The following is a 21,226-nucleotide window of genomic DNA, read 5'->3' on the forward strand; positions in this document are numbered from 1 at the left end:
GTGGTTTGATTATTATCGTCAGGCTGCGTAATTAAAATCTCCCAAGTTTATGTGTACGGATTTGACGGCAGGGGTCAAACTGATTTCTCTCACTATCTTCTGTATAATATAAAGGCAGGCGGAAACCGTGGCTCTGCACTTTTTTACTTTTGCTATCTCGGGACGGACCGAGACTTTAATTATGCACTTATCATTTAGGTGCTTTGGAGTCTTGGTTGATTACTTTATCCCCTCTCAAACGTCGCCTTGTATATGTGACTGTCTTTGAAATCATCGCGATTATCTCATCCACTTATATATTGATGATGCTCAGTGGTAGTGATACCGCAGAGTCTTTGCCAGTGGCGGTGATGGTGTCATTGGCTGCCGTCATTTGGAATTTTATATTTAATACTGCCTTTGAGGAATGGGAGCAGCGCCGGCAAGTGACTAAGCGCACGTTACTGATACGCAGCATTCATGCACTAGGTTTTGAGGGCGGCTTGGTATTGGTTTGCTTGCCAATTTATATGACTTGGTACGATGTCGGTTTGCTCAAAGCCTTTACGATGGAGGCGGCGTTACTGCTGTTTTTCTTGGTATACACTTTCATTTTTACTGTAATCTTTGACAAGGTTTTTACTCTACCGCATCAATATAAAAGCGCTTCTACTTTTCAATAAATCATAATGTATAAAATCATTGTGAAGCATCTTCTATTTATGGGAATTTAGAAGAGTAAAAGGCTACCTAATGGTAGCCTTTTTGGTTATATAGTCGAACCACTATTAAAGTGTTACGGCGTTAGACTCGTTTAGCCTACTACTGTAGTACTTGCACTCGTCTGCCTTGTACCACTTTTAATATTGATTGACTAGGGCGTGTTGAACATTCACAAATGCGCACTGCTGATCGCTACTAGTTAATCAAAGCTGTGTTCTAGTCGTCGTTAAAATTGCAGGTAATGCTTATTGCATTGGCTAGCTGATTTTATTTAAACAGTCACAACGACTAGGGCGATTTTAGCATCAGCCCTAACTACAACAACAGGGACAGGACTATTTTTTGCCGCTTTATTGATAAAAATAGACGCTTAGAACGACTAAACTTACCATTTTTATCTGCAAATCGCCTAAAAAATAGTCTCTGTCAGTGCCATGGTCGAATGTTCAACACGCCCTATATTAAAACTACTAAGGTGTAAGAAACAAACTAAACTAGACGTTTTACTTACCCTGATAAACCGGCTTGCGTTTCTCCATAAATGCCGTAATCCCTTCTTTAAAGTCGTCGGTCTGAGCCATGATGTTTTGTTGCTCGACCTCCATACCCAGCGCTTCGTTAAGTCCTGAAAACGCATGAATGTTGATCATGTGCTTCATAGAGGCCAGCGCCTTACCGGGTAGTTGGCTTAAACGTGTGGCTAGGACGTTCACTTCATTGTCAAGTTCCTCGGCGCTGACCACTTTATTGACTAAGTCTAATCTTGCGACGTCATCGGCTTTAAGCTTATCACCAAGCATCACAAGCTCGGTCGTTTTCGCCGCACCAACCAATTGATTGAGTAAATAAATACCGCCTGCGTCAGGGATTAGGCCGATATTGACAAAGGCTTGCACAAATTTGGCATTATCAGCTGCGATACGAAAGTCACAGGTCAGCGCTAAGTTCATACCTGCGCCCGCCACCGCGCCTTCTAATTTGGCGATGATAGGTTTATGGATATTACGCAACTTTAGGCTGACCTCAGCAACTTCGCGCAGCATAAAATCAAGCTTAGCCACGAGCGCTTCTGACTCCATACCGTTCTCTAGCATCTCGCCGATATGACCACCACTAGAGAAGTTATTGCCGCCGCCTTGTAAGACGATCACGCGTACTTCATTATCTTGATCTGCCTTATCAAGCGCTTCCATAATCGCACCTTTCAACGGCGTACTAAAAGCGTTCAGGGTTTTGGGATCGTTCATAGTGATAGTGGCGATGTGGTCGCTTACTTGATAATCGACAAGCGCTTGTGACATAAGGGTCATCCTTGTAATCGTTAGGGGTTAAGTAAATCTAACTGACTGGCAATGAGCTAACCAATAGCTCAATGCCAGTTACTAATGCTACGGCTAATACTCAAGCTAATTACTATAGCAGGTTAGTGGGCGCTCTAAAATATGATTTAGTGCACCTCTGCGCCATCTTTAGTAGTCGATACAAGCTACTATTTACAAATATCACTACTAAACTTAGGCGTTGTAAATTATGCTAATTATACGAAGTTAGACATAATGATATGCTCATTTGAACATTCGTATAGAGTTACGCATAGATTCAACAGTCACCACATAAACAAGGAAGAGTTATGCCAACGATTACAGTAAATAATGCCGACATTTATTATGAAGACAGCGCGCCCAATGATCATCAAAAGCCCGTAATTGTCTTCGCTCATGGGCTGCTTTGGAGCGGTAGAATGTACGACAAACAAGTCGAGCATTTTAAAAAGGACTATCGCTGTATTACCTTTGATTTTCGCGGACAAGGGCAGTCGCAGATTACCAAAGACGGCTATGATATGGATAATTTAACCAAAGACACCATTGGCTTACTTGACGCGCTAGATATCGATAAGTGTCATTTTGTTGGCTTATCTATGGGCGGGTTTGTGGCGCAGCGTATCGCGATACACCATCCTGAGCGCTTATTGTCGCTATCTTTGCTTGAGACTTCAGCGGATGCTGAGGATCCCAAAAACGTCCCTCAATACCGTAAATTAATGAAAGCGATTCGCTGGCTTGGTATGAAGCGGGTCAGTCAAAAGGTGATGCCGATTATGTTTGGCAGCACCTTTTTACAAGCCAAAGAGCGTAAGGCCGATCGCAAAGCATGGTTATCTATGCTGCAGAGTAATCGTAAAGGCGGCACGGTTAAGGCAACAACAGGCGTAATCGATCGCAAAGGAGTCTATGAGCAGTTAGGCAGTATCCAAACGCCGACTTTGATCATCGTCGGTGACGAAGATGCGGCAACCCCTTATGATAAGTCGGAGCGCATGCACTTTGCTATCGATGGCTCTAAGCTTGCAGTGATTAAAGGTGCGGGTCATACCTCAACTGTTGAAGAGCCTGAGCAAGTCAATAGAGTATTAGGTGAGTTTTTGGATAAGATTGAAGGCTGGTATTAATCAGTAGGCAGCCGCTTCAAAGACAAAAGCCGTTATCGAAAAAGATAGCGGCTTTTAGGTTTTTTTATAGTCAATTGGAATTGTTTTAAGCTATCAGTTAGAGCCAATTACAGCCGTGAGCTATACTCTGTATTGTTATTATTGATGGTGCCAAATACTTTTGCACGATTAATAATCTCTGTCGCCCAAGCGCGGTGTGTGGCTGGCTCCAGCATAGTATTGTTATATTTAAATACGGCTTTGGCCTCGCTATGGAGTATCGCTTGCGCCTCATCTAAGGTGCTCGCCGGTACGCAATACGCTTGCTGTACTAAGGCAATTTGATTGGGATGAATGACGGTTTTACCCACCAAGCCTAAGCTGACATCGCGAGTCAACTCTTGCATAAATAGCGTAGGCTGGTCTAAGTACTCAAATACCGGCGCGGTCAAATAAAAGCCATGCGGTACAAAGCAGCCAAGCAGCTGATAAGCCAAAGTACCGATAGGAGTGTCATAGACGATACTGTTCTTAGGACGGCGCAGACGTAACGCGGCAAATAGGTCATTACCGCCGATACGCAAAGCAAAAACAGGCTGACTGAACGCTTCTTTAAAGCCAATGGCCAGCTCTTGATTATGATGCGGATTAAACAGCGCCGCTGTCTCCAAAGTCGGCATTAGCAGCTGGTCGGTGCTGAGGTTCTGACAAGCCATGCGCCAATTAGATAAGCTGCACATATCTACCTTTGGCATCACAAAACCATCGAGCAGTTCAATATGCTTATAATGTGCCAGCTTTTGTAGCATCATCGGATTACGCGGACGCACAAACACTAAAGGACGCGTCGGCTGCTCTTGCTTATTGTTCTGAGGCGTCGAAGGGTCATTGATACTATCAATATGCGCCGCCCAAGTGTTGAGCAGCTCTTGCAGTCTTTGTAGTGCTAGCTCCACATCATCATGGCTGACGGCGTCCTCAACACAAATAATAATACTATTAATCGTCGGTAATTTATCCCGCTTGATGACTTGCCAGATATCTTGCCGAGTCGCTGGCATATATAAGCTTGCGCCTAACTGATAAGGGTGATGAGTATGCGGCTTTAGCAAAGCGTGGCGCTCAGTGATGAGGTGCTCATAAGACTGCGTGTAATTATATAGGTTTGACTCATTATTAGAATTATCTGGCATAGTCGGTATCATAATTAGTTAAAGAGAGTATAAGGGGTAAGAGAAATCGCGGAAATACAAAGCGCTGAGGTGCTGACACGTTAAGCCTAGCTAATGCGCTTTTTGATAAGGGTAATCGCTTGATAAGGTAATATTTTAGCACCTAATATGCTGATTTCAATGTCTCTATCATGGCATAAGTGTCGTAATAATGTGGTGTCAGGATGATCGGCGCTCGCCAGTAAGATACGGTCAGGATCGCGGCGTAATATAGCGCGAGTCGCCTCGGCTATCGTCGGTTTGATGCGGTTGCGGTTACCGATATTGTATTCTTTGGCTATTTTATCGACAATGCTTTGGGTGCTATATCTAGGCTGCGCAAAGGTCGCTAAATGCTCAGGTGTTGTCGTTAAGAGGTGCCGCGCTGACTCAATATGCTCGATAAAGGCTAAGCTGTGATCGATAGCGACTAAGTTATCATAAAAAATAGCGCGATGTAGACCTGACTTTGGATCAGTATAAAGCGAGCGCGAGATCAATCCAGATACCGTACTGTTTAATAGTCCAGATGGTATCAGCCAGTCCTCCTCGCTCGCAGCTAACCAAGCGACGCCAGCGGGATCGGCAAGGGTAAGTAGCGGTATAACACTCTCACCTTGATGAAAAATGTTAGCAAAGTTGACGTGGTTATCATCATTAAATGGATTCAGGCTACGCGCTAGCTCTTGATAGATAGCGCCCTTGCCGGTCCAACCATCAACGAAAACGATAGGGCTATCAGGATGGCTGTCCAATATGAGCTGCAAGGCGACTGGATCAAGACCACGATCGCGAATGATACTCATGCCATAGTGTTTAGATGGCAAGGCATAAGCGCTATTTGTATTCGCTAAAGCGCGCTGTAATAGCACACCAATAGGCAGTCCGGCTCTGACTAAACTGACTAATATTAATGGGTTTTCGCTACTAACGGTTTGTTTAAAAGTCTGCTGTAAGGAGTAAGCTAAATTAGCAATATCGCTAGCCATGCGCGCTTTACCTTGCTCAAGCGCTTGCAGATATAGCTGCTCATGCTTAGCAGTTGGTGCTTGCTCTAAGGTGAGCATATCGGAGTAGTGCCGCTGCCCACTTTGGATCAGCGCTTCTTTTTTGCTGACCGGTACATCAGCGACCGCGTCTTTGTCAACGACATCTAGGAGCACCGTGACATCATCAGCTAAATAGCTGCCTGAGCCAAATCTCTGTAAGTCTTTTGTTCTAGCTTTCGTCATTGCAGGCTCTATAGTTATTTTAAATGTTGACGATTATATTGATCATGTAGCTGACCATGATTGGGCATCCCGTACCAGTCTAGTAGCTGCAAAAACGGCAAATCGGCTAAGCTATCGCCAAAGCCAAAGCTTGGCCTGCTGCTCTCTAAGTGCTGCTCTAGCAAGAACTCTACCGCATGACGCTTGTGCACAGCATGCGGCAAAATGGCTAAGTTATTTGCATTGACATGCACATAGAAGTCTTGATCAAAGTTTCGTATCAATTTAGGCAACTGCTCAGCGAGCTGTATCAGAGCTTGATGATTTTTTTGCGCGTGTTTGATAGCAAGATAGATGGTCAGTTCTTTGTTTTCAGTGCCGTTATTAAAATGATCCGTATGCGCGGTAAACTTTAAATGGCTGTTGTCGCTGCTGCTGTGCTGAGTAAATAACTGGCTTAGCTGCCCCAGCTTCTCCTGCAAGGGCGCAAGCTTGCTATACATGCGCTGCTGCCACTGCGTCTCAAGCTTGCCATCTTGAGTTAAAACAATCGCCCCGTGAGTCAATACCTGCCAACTATCAAAGGGCAGTCTCACCCGTTTGATCTCTTCGCGATCGCGGGCAGTGACCACTATCAACTCAGTACTCGTTAATAACCAATTAACAAAGCTTGCTTGTCGCTGACTCATAAAGCTCAGCGGCTCGCCCTGTTTATTGACACTCGCGCACACTAAGTTTTCAGATTTGGACGTTGGCAAATTCCAAGCATCTATTTTGCGCTGCGTCTGAAATAGCGTATCGTCTAAATCCATGAGCGCGTAGGGCTTTATTATATCAGGACTCGCTTGAAAGAAAGAGATAGTCATAGATCTGCCCCTACAACCAATACATTATCTAAACCTTGCCACATACTATCCACGCTATCGCTAGCGGTCTCTACACATAGCACAATCAAGTCCCAGTCTTTTGGCTCAACATTATAGACAAAGTTCGTCATACCAAGGCCATAGTTATCATGGAAGCTGAGCATCGTGTGAATAGCGCCGCCTAATGCAATGGGCGAGCGCGTTAATGCGCTGAATTTAACCGTTGAGTTTTGGCTGACCTCTTTGGTTTTAGCCTCCAGCCACTCGGCTAATAAAAACGGTAACCAGACAAACTCATTGCTGCCTAATACTAAAATCCGCTTGGGTAGCTTACCTTTATCAAAATTCGGCTTATCATCAAAGTATGCAAAAGCTTGCTGGAAACGCTCTAAGTAACCGTCAAAGCCATCCGTACTATCCAATGTTGGAAATCGTCCCCAATTGCCTGTATTACCCAACGGCTGCGAGCCTGCCTCGGTGGTATCGACCACGGGCATAGTGATAGGCTCAGGGTTCGGCGCGTCTGTCCACTGCCAAGCGCCTGATAATAAATGATGACGTTGAAAGTCGATATTAGGCATGCGAGTAGAGATGTGGTCACCGTCGTCAGTTGCCTCTTGATTGAGTGACCAATCCACCAAAGTCGTCAGATGCACTTGTTTTAACTGGCTTAGACCAGCGTGACGTAGTGCGGTCACTACATTGACACAGGTATTACCAGTTGAGGCTTCATCATCGACCATGATTAAGGTTCTGCTGGCGAGGAGCTGCGATTGTATGTTTTTATCGCGACTTTGATAAATCAAATGCTGGCTGGCATGACTATGATCTTCGCTAAAGGTAGTGAATAACGCTTCGTCATTGTCTTCGTTATGCTGAGCGTGACGGGTAGAGTTTAGTAGTAAAGCATCTGGGTAGCGCGTTTGTAGCGCTTGATGCACGCCTGCCGATAGTCCTACCGCCGTTTCTGCCATACCAACGACCAAAATAGGCTCAGGTAGATTATCCGGTACTAAGTTTGCCAAATCGGTAAAAGCGCCGCGCATGATGCTAGGCGCGACAGGAATATGGCGACCTAAGACCTTGGAGACAAATAAGAATGCCCGTTTGGGATTGATCCGCTGCGCAAAGCCAAGCAAGTCTTCGAGCTGATATGTATTATCATTTTTGTTATGAGTCTGATAAGTGAGATCTAGTGCGCCGCGAGGCAGAGTAATAATGGTCGTACTTTGTGGTTTAGCTGACATTCATATTCCTTAACCTAACTATTTAAAGCGGTTTTTATAGTCGAGATTTTGTCCCATTTATCTAAGGGTTTGATTTCTTATTTAACGGCTTGTTGAAGTGCTTTTTGACTTATCACTACTGCTTACAAATCGTCGTAACTTTGTTTACTAAATTAAGCTTGCTTAGTGACGAGATTACGATTAAATTCCCCTAAAAAAGTAGCTGTTTTTAGCGTTCACTTTTACTCTAAACTCTAAACCAAAAATATATTGGCTCAGCATTTTTTATCAACATATATCAATTACCAATAGAATGTCACAGTGTTGGTGTTTTTTACAATAGTAACGAAAGAGATGATAGTTCGGTGATGCTATAAGCCTAACGGTCTATCTTCCTTGCGCTATTCCTTTACTTATTGGGCCAATATTACCATTTTGGCTCCCCTATAGAGTAGATTCTATGGAACCCCCTCCAGAGCCCAATTCCGCTTCTCGCCAAAGCAAATATTTTCAAGTGATATTAATGGGGGTGAGCGCCTTTGTCGTCAATACGACTGAGTTCGTGCCTGTGGCACTATTGAGTGATATTGCTCAAGATTTTTCGATTACGACTGCAGAGACAGGCTGGATGCTGACGCTCTATGCTTGGGTGGTTGCCGCTATGTCACTGCCACTCATGCTGCTGACCAGTCGCCTCGAGCGTAAACGTTTGCTGCTTGCTCTATTTGCTGTATTTATCGCCAGTCACGCGCTATCAGTGTTTGCTTGGAGCTTTAACGTACTGCTCATCAGCCGCGTGGGTATCGCACTCTCGCATGCGATATTTTGGGCGATTACGGCTGCGATAGCCCTGCGAGTCGCACCGCAAGGCAAAAAAGCTTTAGCACTAAGTATATTAGCGACTGGCACATCTTTAGCGCTTGTATTAGGAGTGCCTATAGGACGCATACTAGGTCAATGGTTTGGCTGGCGTACCACTTTTGCCGGTATTGGTATCATCGCTTTTATCGTCTTTATTTTGCAAGCTAAGCTACTGCCAGATCTGCCTAGTATGTTCGATGGCTCCTTTAGTAAGCTGCCTGAGCTGCTTAGAAACCCGCTGCTCATTTGTCTTTATTTATTCTGTTTTGTGGTGTTCACTGCTGACTACGCCGCTTACTCATACATCGAACCTTTTATGAGTAAGATCGGCACTATTAGTGAGAACCAAGTCACCTTTATATTACTCTTGTTCGGCGGTGCTGGCCTTATCGGTAGTTATATCTTTAGCCACTGGAATGAGCGCTCAACCACAAGGCTTATGCTGATATCTACCGTATTGATACTGGCGGCGATGATGCTGATGTTGTGGGCGGTCAGCTCGATCTGGCTACTGAGTATCGTGACGGTGGTTTGGGGCACAGCGATGATTTTGTTGATGCTAACCATTCAGTCTAAAGTCATCGAGATTGATGTTAATGCGCAAGATATGGTCATGGCGATGTTCTCAGCGATTATCAATTTAGGCATCGGAATGGGCGCGCTACTTGGCGGTTACGCGGTGACTTATATCTCCTTATCGAGCGTGGGCTTTGTCGGTGCGGCGATAGCAGCCCTTGCTCTAATAGTGATGGTATATATGGTTAGGCGCTTTCCTGAGCTGAGTCATAATAGCTGAGATAGTTTATCTTTTTGCAAGCACGCTACTGTCCTTATACATCTGTTTCAACCTTGACGCTCGTCACGATAGAACGTATCTGACAAGGAGTGATTTGCTCAATACTATCACTAAGTTTTGGCTTGTCGGTTAAGCCGAGCCAATAGCCAAAGCCGATTTGGGTTAGATCGATACCACTATGGGCGGTGTAGCCAATACCGCCAGAGGGGCGAGAGTTAATCTCTAACACGCAGTGCTGCCCCTCGTCATTCTGTTTGGTTTGTACGCTGACGATACCATCACAGTTAAAGGCTTTTATGAGCGCAGTGACGACTTCCATCACAGCCTTGTCGTAGCCTATGTGCTGAATTTTGCCCTCTTTGTAGCGGGTGACTGCCGCCAGTACCTCGCCATATTCACAGACCACATCGATAGAATACTCGCGCCCTGATAGATAGGGCATAAGCAACATAGGAATAGGGCGCTTGTGTACCATTTGGCTATTGGCGTAAGCGTTGACAAATTGCTCAGTGCTAATCTTTTTGCTGTCGGTGAAGTATAAATGCTCAAAGCTATCGTACTGACAATCGCTATCGAAACCTGCGTCTAGTCGCCAAAATCCTTGCGCGAATATGCCCGTCACAGGCTTTACGCATAGTCTTTGTTGGCTATGTTTAGCGAGCAGGGCTTCGAGCTCAGCGGTCGTATCAAAGCGCCAAGCGGTTGCCACAGGAATGTTATGTGCAAGGCAGTGCTGCATAAAAGCAAACTTATCATCGATAGTCTCAAGCGCCGTAACGCTAGTGGCTCCGGTTAGTAGCCGGATACCAGCTTGGGTAAATAAGTCTCTATGCGCCTCATAATCGCGACTATTGCGGCCAGTCAGCAGTACTTTGACATGGTTTTTCTTAGCCTGTTCTAGTACGAACTGCCAACGCTCAGCAGGGGCTGGGTTGATGCTTATCTCTTTACTGGTTGCTGCTTTATAAGGCTCACGAAAGACAGTATCAGCAAACTCAAATATCTCAGGACGGTCCTGGCGATGTGAAGCGATTATGGTGAAAGGTGTTATAGATTGCGCCTTAAGCGCTTGCAGACTCTCAAGCATATCGCGCTGGCTCGATTGTCCTTCAGCAAGCCAAGCCGCTGTTATTGGTTCACTGCCATTCATTTTATTAGCCATAACACTGTCCATGATTGCCAAAACTTTAAGAATACTTGTGGTTATTATATACAAATACGCTGACTGATAACTGCTTGTAGTGTGCTCATTTTTAAAATAATTTTGCCCAAAGCTAAGCGATAAGTCGCTATAAAACTAGCCTCATATCCGTGCTAGTATATAATCATCTTCAAGTGAATCATCCACAAATGGCTTTCGCAGCTAGCTAAAAAGACGACAAATAGTAAAAGGACAATATAATGAGTCAAACCCAGCCGCAAGAATTAGTAGCGGGTGCTAATGCGCCGCTGCCTAATGACAATATTAGCATTCGTATTTTGAGTCATAACGCAATCGATTGCGCCGCTTATCGCCTAACTAGTAGCGGGAAAGTACGCGGTGACGGTGACATGATTTTTTATGGTCAGACGCGTAGCGATGATGGAAGCGTCAGCTTTCGCGGGCACGATAGCGATGGATTTTTTGATATTAACCTACCTGCACAAGCCAATGAGATTGAAAAAATTGCGCTGGCTTTTTCTAGCAATCAGACGCTCTCGCAATTAGGGGACGTCGATATTCAAGTGTTACAAGGCAGCCAAGTGCTAATAACTTGTCAGCTGAGTAGCGCAGGCCGTGATGAAAAAGCCATTATCTTAGCAGAGTGCTATCGTCGTCAAGGCAATTGGAAGTTTCGATTTATCGCGCAAGGGTTCAACGGCGGTCTGAAACCTTTATCTGAGCATTTCGGAGTAGAGATTGCTGATGAAGCACCTGAACAAAATCAGAGTCAATCACAAGCCATTAACACCCAAAAACCTAATCGCAGTACCCAAAGTAATGGTAATCAAAACACTGCTCAAAGCAATCCGCCGCCGATTCCAGCAAGCCCGTCAGTGAATCTAAGCAAGATTACTTTGACCAAAAATCAATCCAGTATTAACCTTACTAAGCGTGATGACTTCGGTAAGATAGCGGTCAATCTGAACTGGAATCAACGTCCGAATGCTGATAAAGCCGCGCCAAAAAAAGGCCTATTAGGAGATTTATTTAAGCAGCGCGGTTCAGGTGGTATCGATCTCGATATTGGCGCGATGGTGCATTTAAAAAACGGCGAGAAGACCCTAATACAAGCGCTAGGCAATCGCTTTGGTAACTTAAATGGCTCACCTTTTGTATTGCTGCGCGCTGACGATAGAACGGGGCAAGTCAGCGATGGCGAATGGCTTGATATCAACGGTCAGCAGTGGTCGCAAATCCAAGAGGTGTTTATCTTTGCTTTCATTTATGAGGGCGTGCCTAATTGGGCACAAACCGATGGTGTAGTGACGATACATGTGCCCGGGCAGCCGCCAATTGAAACGCGATTGACCGAAGGCGCGGGGAGTGCGCCGATGTGCGCAATTGCACGGCTCGTCAATCAGCAGGGCAGTATCAATGTCGAGCGCATTAACCAATACTTCAATGGACACAAAGAGATGGATAAAGCCTTTAATTGGGGTTTTAGCTGGAAGCGGGGTAGTAAATAGTAGTGGGGCAGAGTGAATGTTTGGAGCTTATAAAACAAACAGCCTAGCTATCTAGTATAGCTAGGCTGTTTTTTTGCAAAAATTCAAATTGACTTTTAGGCATGCGGAGCGATAGCAGGCATTAAGTCATGGAAGGTGCGGCCAGAAGCGGTCTCACCGATAGCATGCATTTTCCACTCATTATTATGGCGATAGACTTTTGCCATAATCATCGCGGTGTGTCCGCCTTGCGCTGAGAGGTTATAACGCGCTACCTCTGAGTTGTTACTAGCATTGACGATACGGCAAAAAGCATTTTCAACAGTCTCAAAAGTCTGACCGGTAAAGCTATTGACCGTAAATACTAAAGAGGTCACAGTAGCTGGAATTTTGGATAAATCAACATTGATGACTTCATCATCGCCGTCGCCCGCGCCAGTACGATTATCACCGGTGTGCAAGATACTACCATCTTTGGATTGGAGTTGACCGAACCAAATAGCATCGACAGCTTGCTTGTTGCTATCGAACATAATGCACGAAGCATCTAAATCGATAGTGTCTTCGCTGCCGCTACCGCCGCCAAATAATTTACCTAACAAGCCAGTTTTTTGCGCTTGCGGTGCTTGCGCGACATCCCAGCCGAGGCCCAGCTTGACTTGGGTCAGCGTGCCGCCTGCTTCTTTACTTAAGGATATTTTCTGTCCCTTTTGTAGACTTACTGCCATATTGTATTCCTTTTAGTCGTTATAAGTGTGTTTATAAAAGATAATAGCGACTCATAATATTATAAATAAAGCACTATAGTGAAATTGAGGGCTGCGTCTTGTCTTCAGCTTCGACTTATAGGATATTATCCAAAAAGCCGCCACCGCCGCCGCGACCACCTGCATTGCTACCTAACACGCTTTGAATCCAGCCTTGATAGCTGTCACGGTTACGTGAGCAAATAATGACTTTACCTGAGCCTGAGAAGTTCAGCACCATACCTTCGCCACTGGTGACAGAGTTGATGATATTACCCATAAAGCCTTTCTTCTTACTGGTCGAGACCGAGAGCTTATACTCTAAATTAGAATCCCAGCAGACCACGTGACCATTATCAATGATGACATCTTTACCCGGCTCCACTTCAATCTCAAATAGCGAACCAAAGCCTGAGACCACGACTTGGCCTTGACCTTGAGTTTGCATTACCATAAAACCGCCAGTGTCGCCAAATACCGCACCGCCAAGGTTACGCTGAATATTGGCTCTGATATCGACGTCTTTTTGCGCAGCCACAAAAGCGCCATCGCTTAAGGTATATTGCTGCGCGCCAACATCGAGTATCTGCATGTCGCCGTCGAGCGTAGGGGCGAGCAGACAATCGCCTTCACCGCCTGTGGCCTCAATCTGCTGCTGAAACAGCGATTCATCATTGGCAAAGCGGCGCATGAGCGACTGCATAATACCGCCTTGAAGCTTGCCTTTTAATTCAAGATTGGACTCCATCATGACCATAGCATTGGCTTCACAATAGATCGAATCGCCTTTTTGCAGGTTGCAGTGCAAAAAAGGCTCAATGGTACCTATTAAACTAAAAGTCGCGGCCATAACGAATAAATCCTTAAGCTAGTCGTTTAACTGATCATTTATTTTTGCTATCAATGATATGAAGAAGATGGACGGTTGATGAGTGAATAAAATTAAAGCCAACAAACACGGATAATCATCGCACTTGCTAGCTTTAATAGAGAATACTTGCTGCGTAAAGGCTTGAGAATCTAACCTTAGACGTTCACACCATAAGAAGACGCTAATGGACCTAAACCGCCGCTAAAGCCTTGACCGACAGCGCGGAATTTCCAGTCGCCACTGTGACGGTATAGCTCGCCAAAGATCATAGCCGTCTCAGTACTACCATCTTCTGATAGGTCGTAACGAGCGATTTCGCTATTACCATTGTCATTGACGATACGGATATAAGCTTCGCCTACTTGACCGAAGTTTTGATTACGGGCTTGGCCTTCATAGATAATGGCACAAACGGCGACTTTACTGACATCCGCTGGAATGTTGGCTAAGTTGATTTTGATTTGCTCATCATCACCGTCACCTTCGCCAGTGCGGTTATCGCCAGTGTGCTCAACGGCGCCATTGTCTGACTTTAGGTTATTAAAGAAAATAAAGTCTTTATCATTACGCACTTTACCGCCTTCATTGACCAAAAACGCGATAGCGTCTAAGTCAAACTCTTGACCGTCGGTGGCGCGAGGATCCCAGCCAAGACCAACAGTAATGTTAGTAAGGCCTGGTGCTTCTTTTGATAAGTTGACGTTACCGCCTTTTGTTAAGCTAATAGCCATAAAGTTGTCCTTTTCGTTATAAATAAATGATTTATTAATGAATTATAAGATGATGCATTATTTGCTAAGCCTAGATGCGATGCTGCTTAGCGTTACGTTTTACTATACTAAGCAGGTACTGACTACGCAAGTCGTATTTTGTGGTTATCTGTTTACAGAGCTGTCTTAAGATTATCTATGTTAAGCATGTTTAGCTTTTCATGAAGGGAGTTTATCTAAAGCCGCGACTTAACATTTTTTACCCTAACGGCTTTAGCTATTATCGCTTTTGCTTTATAATATGCGCGCTCAGGTTCCCTCAACCCTGAATTAAAAAAAGGACTCTTCTATGAGCATCAATTCTATTTCAGCCATTCCTACGCAGTCCATTGATTATAGCCGTGCTTTATTTTGGCTTGTGGGTCTCCACATCTTTATCATCGCTATCAGTAATTATCTGGTACAAATCCCGGTTGGCTTCTTTGGTTTTATCACCACTTGGGGCTCGGTGACTTTTCCGTTTATCTTCTTAGTTACTGATTTGACTGTACGTATCTTTGGTCAGCAGTTGGCCAGGCGCATTATCTTTTTTGCGATGCTGCCAGCCCTAGCAATCTCGTACTATTTCTCTGTGGTATTTGCCAACGGTCAGTTTGTCGGGCATGAGCACTTGCTTGATTTTAATCTGTTTGTATTTCGCATTGTGTTAGCCAGCTTCACCGCGTATGTGGTCGGGCAGCTACTAGATATTCAGGTCTTTAATAGACTACGCCAGCTTAAAACTTGGTGGATTGCGCCTTTGGCTTCCACACTAATTGGAAATCTAATCGATAGCTTTTGCTTTTTTGCTATTGCCTTTTACAAAAGCCCAGACCCCTTTATGGCGGCAAATTGGGTCGAGATCGGCACGGTAGATTATGTCTTTAAGATGGTGATGGGCGTGCTTATATTTTTACCACTATACGGTGTGATTTTAGCAAAGCTACAAAAGATGTTGTCCGGAAAAGAAAAGTAAGACTGAGCAAAGAAGAAAAGCCGGGCAAAAGGTATCAAAGAGCGGAACCATTAGATAATCCTCACGCATAAAAAGAGCTATAACGAATGATCGCTATAGCTCTTTTTTATTGTCTCAAGCGGCTAAGTTACAAGCTCTGCTTACCCCTTAGGGTTCGCTAGTGCCTCGGTTTTGCGGTACTTAAGCGAAGCTAACAGCGCCCAACCAATAAAGGCAATACCAATCAGACCCGTAATCAGCTCTGGCACATGGAATTTGACCGATAACAACATGATGACAGCAAGTGCACCAATCGCATAATGCGCGCCATGCTCAAGATAAATAAACTCATCGAGCGTGCCTTTATCGACTAAGAATATCGTCATCGAACGTACGAACATCGCACCGATAGCCAGACCCAGCATAATCACAATCACATCGTTAGTAATCGCAAATGCGCCAATTACACCGTCAAAGCTGAAGGAAGCATCAAGCACTTCTAAGTATAAGAAGCCGATGATCCCGCCTTTCATAATAGCGCTAGTCGCTTGCCCGGTGCTATTACCCTCGCTATCGAGCTCTTCTTCAAGATCGCCCTCTAGCATGCCTGAGATAACTTGCACGCCTAAGTATACTAAGATACCCCAAACGCCTGCGATTAGCACCGCTGCCGCTTGCGCCTCTGCTGCAAAGGACACCGCAATCATCAGCACAATCAGCGCGATAAAGACGCTCATCGCATCGACTTTGGCAAGTTTGGCTAAGCGGCTCTCAAGCCAATTAAACCAATGTACGTCTTTATCATCAAAGACAAAGTTTAAGAAGACTAATAATAAGAAGATACCACCAAACGCTGAAATCTCAGCATGGTGCGCCATCAATCTTGCAGAGTACTCTTCAGGGTTGTTCAAGGCTAAATCGACGACCTGCATCATACCTAAGTCGGCAGTGACAGCGACGATGACGATAGGGAAGACCAAGCGCATACCGAAGACGGCGATCAAAATACCGATGGTTAAGAAAATCATTTTCCAAAAGTCGTCCCAGCCTTTTAGGACGGAGGCGTTAACGACGGCGTTGTCAAAGGATAAGGAGATCTCCATAACCGCCAAAATAGCCGTAATCGATAGCGTGGCTATCATTCCGCCTAAACCACCGTTTGAATATCCCCACCAAGCCGCTACCGCCAAGGCAATAGCGGTGAAGATAAAATCTAAATAAAAATGTCTCATGACATATCCTGTCTTATTGCATTAAGCGAATGCTGGGTTAGTCTTGTTTAGTTGGAGTAATAGTCAGTATAAAAGCAGCTAATGATAGCTGCTTTTTTGAGAAAAACTGAGAGAAACATAAAGCATTTTGGACGGTTTGACTAGCAAAAGCTATGCTTTTTTGCCATCCACGCGCTTTCATTCTTAGATTTATTATGGTGGTGGTTCAGCAAAAATAAAGTCACCTCACACAAAATATCGGCAAAAATAGCGCACTGAACGGTACATATTTGGCATCTTAAAAGACACTTTTATGCTTGCGCAACAGCGATTTAAAATAAGCCTTAGAATTAAATATCAACGCCGTACTGATGGCACATTGCTTGCAGACCACCAGAGTAGCCTTGGCCTACCGCACGGAATTTCCACTCGTTATTGTGGCGATAGACTTCACCGAACACCATAGCCGTCTCAACTGAATAGTCCTCTGCTAAATCGAAACGAACCACTTCGGTGCCAGACTCTTCATTGACGACGCGGATAAACGCGTTAGCAACTTGACCGAAGTTTTGACCACGGGCAGCAGCATCGTGAATAGTGACAGTGACGACGATTTTATCAACGTCCGCTGGCACTTGCGTGAGATTGACTTTGATGACTTCATCATCGCCATCTCCTTCGCCAGTACGGTTATCGCCGGTGTGCTCAACCGCGCCGTTGTCAGACTTGAGCTGATTATAAAAGATAAAGTCATGATCGCCGCGTACCTTGCCGGCGTTATTTAGCAAAAACACGCTAGCGTCTAGATCAAACTCAGCACCTGAGGTGGCGCGCTCATCCCAGCCCAAACCGATTAACAGTTTATTGAGGTTCGGGTCAGTTTTGGTTAGCGATAAGTTACCGCCTTTATTAAGTGATAAAGCCATGGAGATATCCTTTTAGTCATTGTTATAGTAAATATAAATGGCAATAAATAGCCTAACCGCACGTAGTACGCTGAGGTATCGACTACTTATTAATGCTCTATCATAACAACAAAAAATGACCCAATCAAAGCTGATCAGGTCATCGTTATCACCGTTATTGTTGCTTTATTATTAACTTAAATTTAACGATGACGAATCTCAAAGCTCTGATGAATAGGTTTTTTGATATTATAATCAAAGCCTATCGTCTGATGGGTAATATCAGTCACCTCATAGCGCTCAGTGAGCTGCTCATCAAGCTCAAAACGAGTAAAGTTATTGGAGAAGTATAGAACCCCTCCAGTAGTTAGGCGGTTCATGGCGCGGTTGATAAGCGCCGCATGATCGCGCTGCACATCAAAGGTACCCTGGAACTTTTTGGAGTTCGAAAAAGTTGGCGGATCGATAAAGATAATATCGAACTGCTCGGTATTGTCTTTTATCCACTCAAAAATGTCAGCAGCGACAAACTGATACTTATGACGACTGATATCGAGACCGTTTAGCACAAAGTTCTGCTTACCCCAATCAAGATAGTTCTGTGATAAATCAACGCTAGTGACTTTTTTGGCACCAGCTAAGGCTGCATGCACACTCGCTGTACAAGTATAAGCAAATAGGTTCAGCACCGATTTATCTTTGCTGTTCGCCTTGATACGCGCGCGCATATTGCGGTGATCGATAAATAATCCGGTATCTAGATAGTCGGTAAAGTTGACATAAAAGTAAGCACCATCCTCTTTTGCGATATAAAACTTACCTTTTTTCTCACTATTGCCTTGCTTGCTATATTGCTCATTACCTGACTGACGGGCGCGAGTTTTGATAAATACTTGCTCGCGGTTAATGTCTAAAACTTCTCGAATACCCATTAGCGCCAGATTGAAGCGTTTTTTGGCGGTTTCAGGCGGAATGGTCTTTGGCGGTGCATACTCTTGTACGTGCACATAATCGCCATACAGATCTATAGCGACTTTGAAATCTGGCAAATCAGCGTCATAAGCTCGAATATTACTCACGTTTTGCTTAGCGGCTTGTTTTCTAAGCTTACCTAAGTTTTTTTGCAGACGATTAATAAAGTCTTGACCTTCCTCAACCTTAATTTCACGCTTTTCAAAATTGCTCACCAGATTGCCCGTTTGCCCAGCGATGAGCTGACCGTAGCGGAAATATACCGTTATCGCTCCGTTATGGCAGCGCAGGGTCTTCGGCTCTTTGATCGGCAAGATATCGACTTGCTCGATATGAGCAGCAAGGATACCGAGCATCGGATCGATACCACTACCGGCGAAGCTATCTTGCAAAATAAGCCCTAATGCCTGATAAAGCGGACGAATAAAGTCCTCGTCACCTAAGCGTTCACCATAAGGCGGGTTAGTGATAATTAGCGGATTGCTTAATCGGCCATCTTTGACTATCGGCCGCAAGGTGTGAGTTAATTTATCGAGTGCACGCGTCTCCAGATCGATCAGCGGTAGCAGGTCTTGTAATCCAGCCGCTATTAGGTTTTTCTCAGTTGCTAAGATAGCGCCGCTATCGGCATCAAAACCAAGTATCAACGGCAAGGTATCTGGCTGCTCAAGTGCGATAGCGAGCGCATTACGGTGACGATCTTGCGCCTCGTCAATCATCGTCTGCCATAGACTCTCATCGTGATGCTGCCACTGATAAAAACCAAACTGATTAGCGGCTTTATCGATACCAACGGCATAATCTAAATGCATCAAAAGCGCTTCAATAATAAAAGTACCAGAGCCACACATTGGATCAATCAAGGCATTGTATAGAGGGACGTTATTCTCTTTATTCTTTAGATGCCAGTCCGAGCTGTAGAGTAGGGCAGCTGCTAAGTTTTCTTTTAATGGCGCATCAGTCATTGCCACTCGGTAGCCGCGGCGATGCAAGCTGGTACCGGATAGATCTAAATACAGCTCAGCTTGCTTGTCATTGACGGTAGCAAAAATAGCGAAGTCTGGGTTTTTACTATCGACGTCAGGGCGGCTCTCATAAGCTTCGTTAAAGGTGTCGGCAATGGCGTCTTTGATACGTAGCATCGCAAATTGTTGACTGACCGCCACGCGCTTATCAACTGACAGACGTATAGCAAAGGTCTGCTCTAGGTCGAACTGCTGCGTCCAGTCTATGGACTTAGCTAGCCCATAGAGCTGTTCGGCGACATCATAGTCGCTGTTGATATTTTTACGCTTAATCAGCATCAGTACTCGAGATGCTACGCGCGACCAAAGACAAATCGTATACAGATCACGCAAGCTTGCGCTAACACTCAAGCGCCCAGTACTCTTGATATCGCTTACAATACCGAAGCTTGACAGCTCAGTTTGTAGCGGCAGCTCAAGCCCATCGGCACAGGTGATAATAAGATCGAGCATCAGCGAGGATGAAGGCTGTGCAGAAAAGGTTGGTTCGGTCATACGGATACCTGTAGCTAAAGGGCGAATCAAAGGAAAAAAAAGAGCGTAAAGCAAAAACGGTGATGTCATTTGACCGATAATTTTAACATATTTAGCACTGATATGGTCCAATGACCAAAGCGCTCAGTGCTCTATAATTATCAGTACGCCTTAATCGTTATTCTTAGTCAGAGTTATCTCATCGGAGACCAGTTGCGTGGTGGTTTCAAATGGCTTAGTCGCGATAGGATAATCGACATCCTTTGGCATCAAGAGGCGCATGTGCGGGTAGGGAGTTGAGATATTGGCAGCATCAAAAGCCACTTTGATTTTTTCTTGCAGGTCCTCTTTTATTTTGGGCATCCGGGCGACAGAGGCCGGCTTAACCCAAAAGCGAATAATAAAGAACACCCCATATTCGCCGATTTCTGCCACAGTAGCTGAAGCCTCAGGACGATTTAGTACCGCATCGGTATCCTTTAGCACTTGTAATATCTCTTCTCGCGCTTTTTCGATATCATCTTCAAAAGCGATACGCATCCGAATATCAAAGCGGATAAAGTTTTTTGAGGTGATATTGGTGACCTCAGAGGAGGCGACGTTTGAGTTGGGAATGATGACGGTGATGTTGTCGCGAGTCAGTACATGAGTGGTACGTAGGGCGATAACCACCACGCGGCCCTCGTTACCATTGATATTGACCCAATCGCCTACCTGAAAGGACTGCTCCAGCAAAATAGTAATACCGGCGATAAAATTAGCAAGCGTGGACTGCGCCGCAAAACCAACAGCAAGACCTGCAATACCTAAACCGGCAACCAAAGAGACAATGTCAAAACCGAACTGCGCCATGACGCTGGCAAGCCCGAGCACCAAAAGTAGTACTGATAGTACGTTTTTGAGTAACTGCTCGATGGAGGCGTTGAGACCATAATGCTGTAGCACTTTATGGATAATCTGTCCGGACGATGTCCATAAGATATAATAAATACCTGCCCAAATACAGGCTTTGGCAGTAGCTTTTACTGTCTCAGGCTCAAAGTTGACTTGACTCATAACGGCGATAAGGCTCGCCACTATCCAGATATAACGCAGCACTGAACGAGCGATTTTGACCCGGCGCTCATTCATGTGCAAGCGCTCACTGTTCCTTTTTATCAGATAAATCGCTAACCAATAAAAGAACCCTATTATAGCCAACAGTATCAGTATCTTAATAGCAGTACTAGCCAGCTCTATAGCATAAGCAGACCAATCTAGATTATCTTCTTCTAATGAGCCACCCAATGCCAAATAAAGACTGGCATGCAAATCACGAATGATTTCCTCAAAAAAATCAGTAATGCTAGCGATGGCCATCTTATT

The 21,226-nt window shown here is 44.8% G+C and carries 18 protein-coding genes; 5 read left to right on the plus strand and 13 right to left on the minus strand.

Translation table 11 applies throughout. The features are described from left to right. Positions 1–215 precede the first annotated feature (215 nt). Positions 216–662 (plus strand): PACE efflux transporter, encoded by a 447-nt coding sequence (locus tag AAEY83_RS07845; protein ID WP_025647445.1) that lies wholly within the window; start codon positions 216–218, stop codon positions 660–662. Between the two features lie 543 nt (positions 663–1,205). Here AAEY83_RS07845 and AAEY83_RS07850 read toward each other — a convergent pair. Next, a complete protein-coding gene (locus AAEY83_RS07850) occupies positions 1,206–2,003 on the minus strand; it encodes an enoyl-CoA hydratase/isomerase family protein (protein ID WP_025647438.1) in 798 nt (265 codons plus the stop codon). A gap of 329 nt (positions 2,004–2,332) precedes the next feature. Here AAEY83_RS07850 and AAEY83_RS07855 point away from each other — a divergent pair, with 329 nt between their 5' ends. After that, the gene (locus AAEY83_RS07855; RefSeq protein WP_025647436.1) at positions 2,333–3,154 is read left to right on the plus strand and encodes an alpha/beta fold hydrolase; all 822 of its coding nucleotides are present in this window, start codon (positions 2,333–2,335) and stop codon (positions 3,152–3,154) included. Positions 3,155–3,261: 107 nt separating this feature from the next. Here AAEY83_RS07855 and AAEY83_RS07860 read toward each other — a convergent pair whose 3' ends face one another. The 4 genes from AAEY83_RS07860 to AAEY83_RS07875 form a co-directional block, all read right to left on the minus strand. Next, positions 3,262–4,326 (minus strand): HpcH/HpaI aldolase/citrate lyase family protein, encoded by a 1,065-nt coding sequence (locus AAEY83_RS07860; protein ID WP_025647435.1) that lies wholly within the window; start codon positions 4,324–4,326, stop codon positions 3,262–3,264. 86 nt (positions 4,327–4,412) lie between these two features. After that, positions 4,413–5,576 (minus strand): cysteine protease StiP domain-containing protein, encoded by a 1,164-nt coding sequence (locus AAEY83_RS07865; protein ID WP_025647428.1) that lies wholly within the window; start codon positions 5,574–5,576, stop codon positions 4,413–4,415. Positions 5,577–5,590: 14 nt separating this feature from the next. Further along, positions 5,591–6,421: an HAD hydrolase family protein gene (locus tag AAEY83_RS07870; protein WP_025647426.1), complete on the minus strand. Its 831-nt coding sequence runs from the start codon at positions 6,419–6,421 to the stop codon at positions 5,591–5,593. Further along, positions 6,418–7,668, minus strand: a complete 1,251-nt coding sequence (locus AAEY83_RS07875; RefSeq protein WP_025647424.1) for a phosphoribosyltransferase domain-containing protein — start codon at positions 7,666–7,668, stop codon at positions 6,418–6,420. The genes AAEY83_RS07870 and AAEY83_RS07875 overlap by 4 nt, the downstream gene beginning before the upstream one ends. A 439-nt stretch (positions 7,669–8,107) precedes the next feature. Here AAEY83_RS07875 and AAEY83_RS07880 point away from each other — a divergent pair, with 439 nt between their 5' ends. After that, on the plus strand, positions 8,108–9,304 hold the full coding sequence (locus tag AAEY83_RS07880; RefSeq protein ID WP_025647422.1) for a sugar transporter: 1,197 nt from the start codon (positions 8,108–8,110) through the stop codon (positions 9,302–9,304). A gap of 34 nt (positions 9,305–9,338) precedes the next feature. Here AAEY83_RS07880 and AAEY83_RS07885 read toward each other — a convergent pair whose 3' ends face one another. Further along, positions 9,339–10,466 (minus strand): ATP-grasp domain-containing protein, encoded by a 1,128-nt coding sequence (locus tag AAEY83_RS07885; protein ID WP_025647420.1) that lies wholly within the window; start codon positions 10,464–10,466, stop codon positions 9,339–9,341. Positions 10,467–10,705: 239 nt separating this feature from the next. On the opposite strand from AAEY83_RS07885, the gene AAEY83_RS07890 reads away from it, so the two are divergent. Continuing rightward, positions 10,706–11,974, plus strand: coding sequence for a TerD family protein (locus AAEY83_RS07890; protein WP_025647418.1), 1,269 nt, complete (start codon positions 10,706–10,708; stop codon positions 11,972–11,974). Positions 11,975–12,069: 95 nt separating this feature from the next. On the opposite strand, the gene AAEY83_RS07895 is transcribed toward AAEY83_RS07890, so the two are convergent. The 3 genes from AAEY83_RS07895 to AAEY83_RS07905 all read right to left on the minus strand — a co-directional run bounded on the left by AAEY83_RS07895 (position 12,070) and on the right by AAEY83_RS07905 (position 14,301). Then, the gene (locus tag AAEY83_RS07895; protein WP_025647416.1) at positions 12,070–12,681 is read right to left on the minus strand and encodes a TerD family protein; all 612 of its coding nucleotides are present in this window, start codon (positions 12,679–12,681) and stop codon (positions 12,070–12,072) included. A 115-nt stretch (positions 12,682–12,796) separates the two neighbouring features. Continuing rightward, a complete protein-coding gene (locus AAEY83_RS07900; RefSeq protein WP_025647414.1) occupies positions 12,797–13,549 on the minus strand; it encodes a TIGR00266 family protein in 753 nt (250 codons plus the stop codon). Between the two features lie 176 nt (positions 13,550–13,725). After that, positions 13,726–14,301: a TerD family protein gene (locus AAEY83_RS07905; protein WP_025647412.1), complete on the minus strand. Its 576-nt coding sequence runs from the start codon at positions 14,299–14,301 to the stop codon at positions 13,726–13,728. 328 nt (positions 14,302–14,629) lie between these two features. Between AAEY83_RS07905 and AAEY83_RS07910 the strand changes: the two genes are divergently transcribed. Continuing rightward, positions 14,630–15,295 carry a 7-cyano-7-deazaguanine/7-aminomethyl-7-deazaguanine transporter gene (locus AAEY83_RS07910; protein WP_025647410.1) on the plus strand — a complete coding sequence of 222 codons (666 nt, stop codon included), beginning with the start codon at positions 14,630–14,632 and terminating at the stop codon, positions 15,293–15,295. Positions 15,296–15,435: 140 nt separating this feature from the next. Here AAEY83_RS07910 and AAEY83_RS07915 read toward each other — a convergent pair whose 3' ends face one another. From AAEY83_RS07915 to AAEY83_RS07930, 4 genes are all read right to left on the minus strand, one after another. Next, on the minus strand, positions 15,436–16,506 hold the full coding sequence (locus tag AAEY83_RS07915) for a DUF475 domain-containing protein (RefSeq protein WP_025647408.1): 1,071 nt from the start codon (positions 16,504–16,506) through the stop codon (positions 15,436–15,438). Between the two features lie 329 nt (positions 16,507–16,835). Beyond that, a complete protein-coding gene (locus tag AAEY83_RS07920; protein ID WP_025647405.1) occupies positions 16,836–17,411 on the minus strand; it encodes a TerD family protein in 576 nt (191 codons plus the stop codon). A 182-nt stretch (positions 17,412–17,593) separates the two neighbouring features. After that, on the minus strand, positions 17,594–19,882 hold the full coding sequence (rlmKL, locus tag AAEY83_RS07925; protein WP_025647403.1) for a bifunctional 23S rRNA (guanine(2069)-N(7))-methyltransferase RlmK/23S rRNA (guanine(2445)-N(2))-methyltransferase RlmL: 2,289 nt from the start codon (positions 19,880–19,882) through the stop codon (positions 17,594–17,596). Between the two features lie 150 nt (positions 19,883–20,032). After that, a complete protein-coding gene (locus tag AAEY83_RS07930; RefSeq protein ID WP_025647401.1) occupies positions 20,033–21,220 on the minus strand; it encodes a mechanosensitive ion channel family protein in 1,188 nt (395 codons plus the stop codon). Positions 21,221–21,226 lie beyond the last annotated feature (6 nt).

It is taken from the genome of Psychrobacter sp. TB20-MNA-CIBAN-0197, assembly GCF_040309765.1.
GTDB lineage: Bacteria > Pseudomonadota > Gammaproteobacteria > Pseudomonadales > Moraxellaceae > Psychrobacter > Psychrobacter submarinus.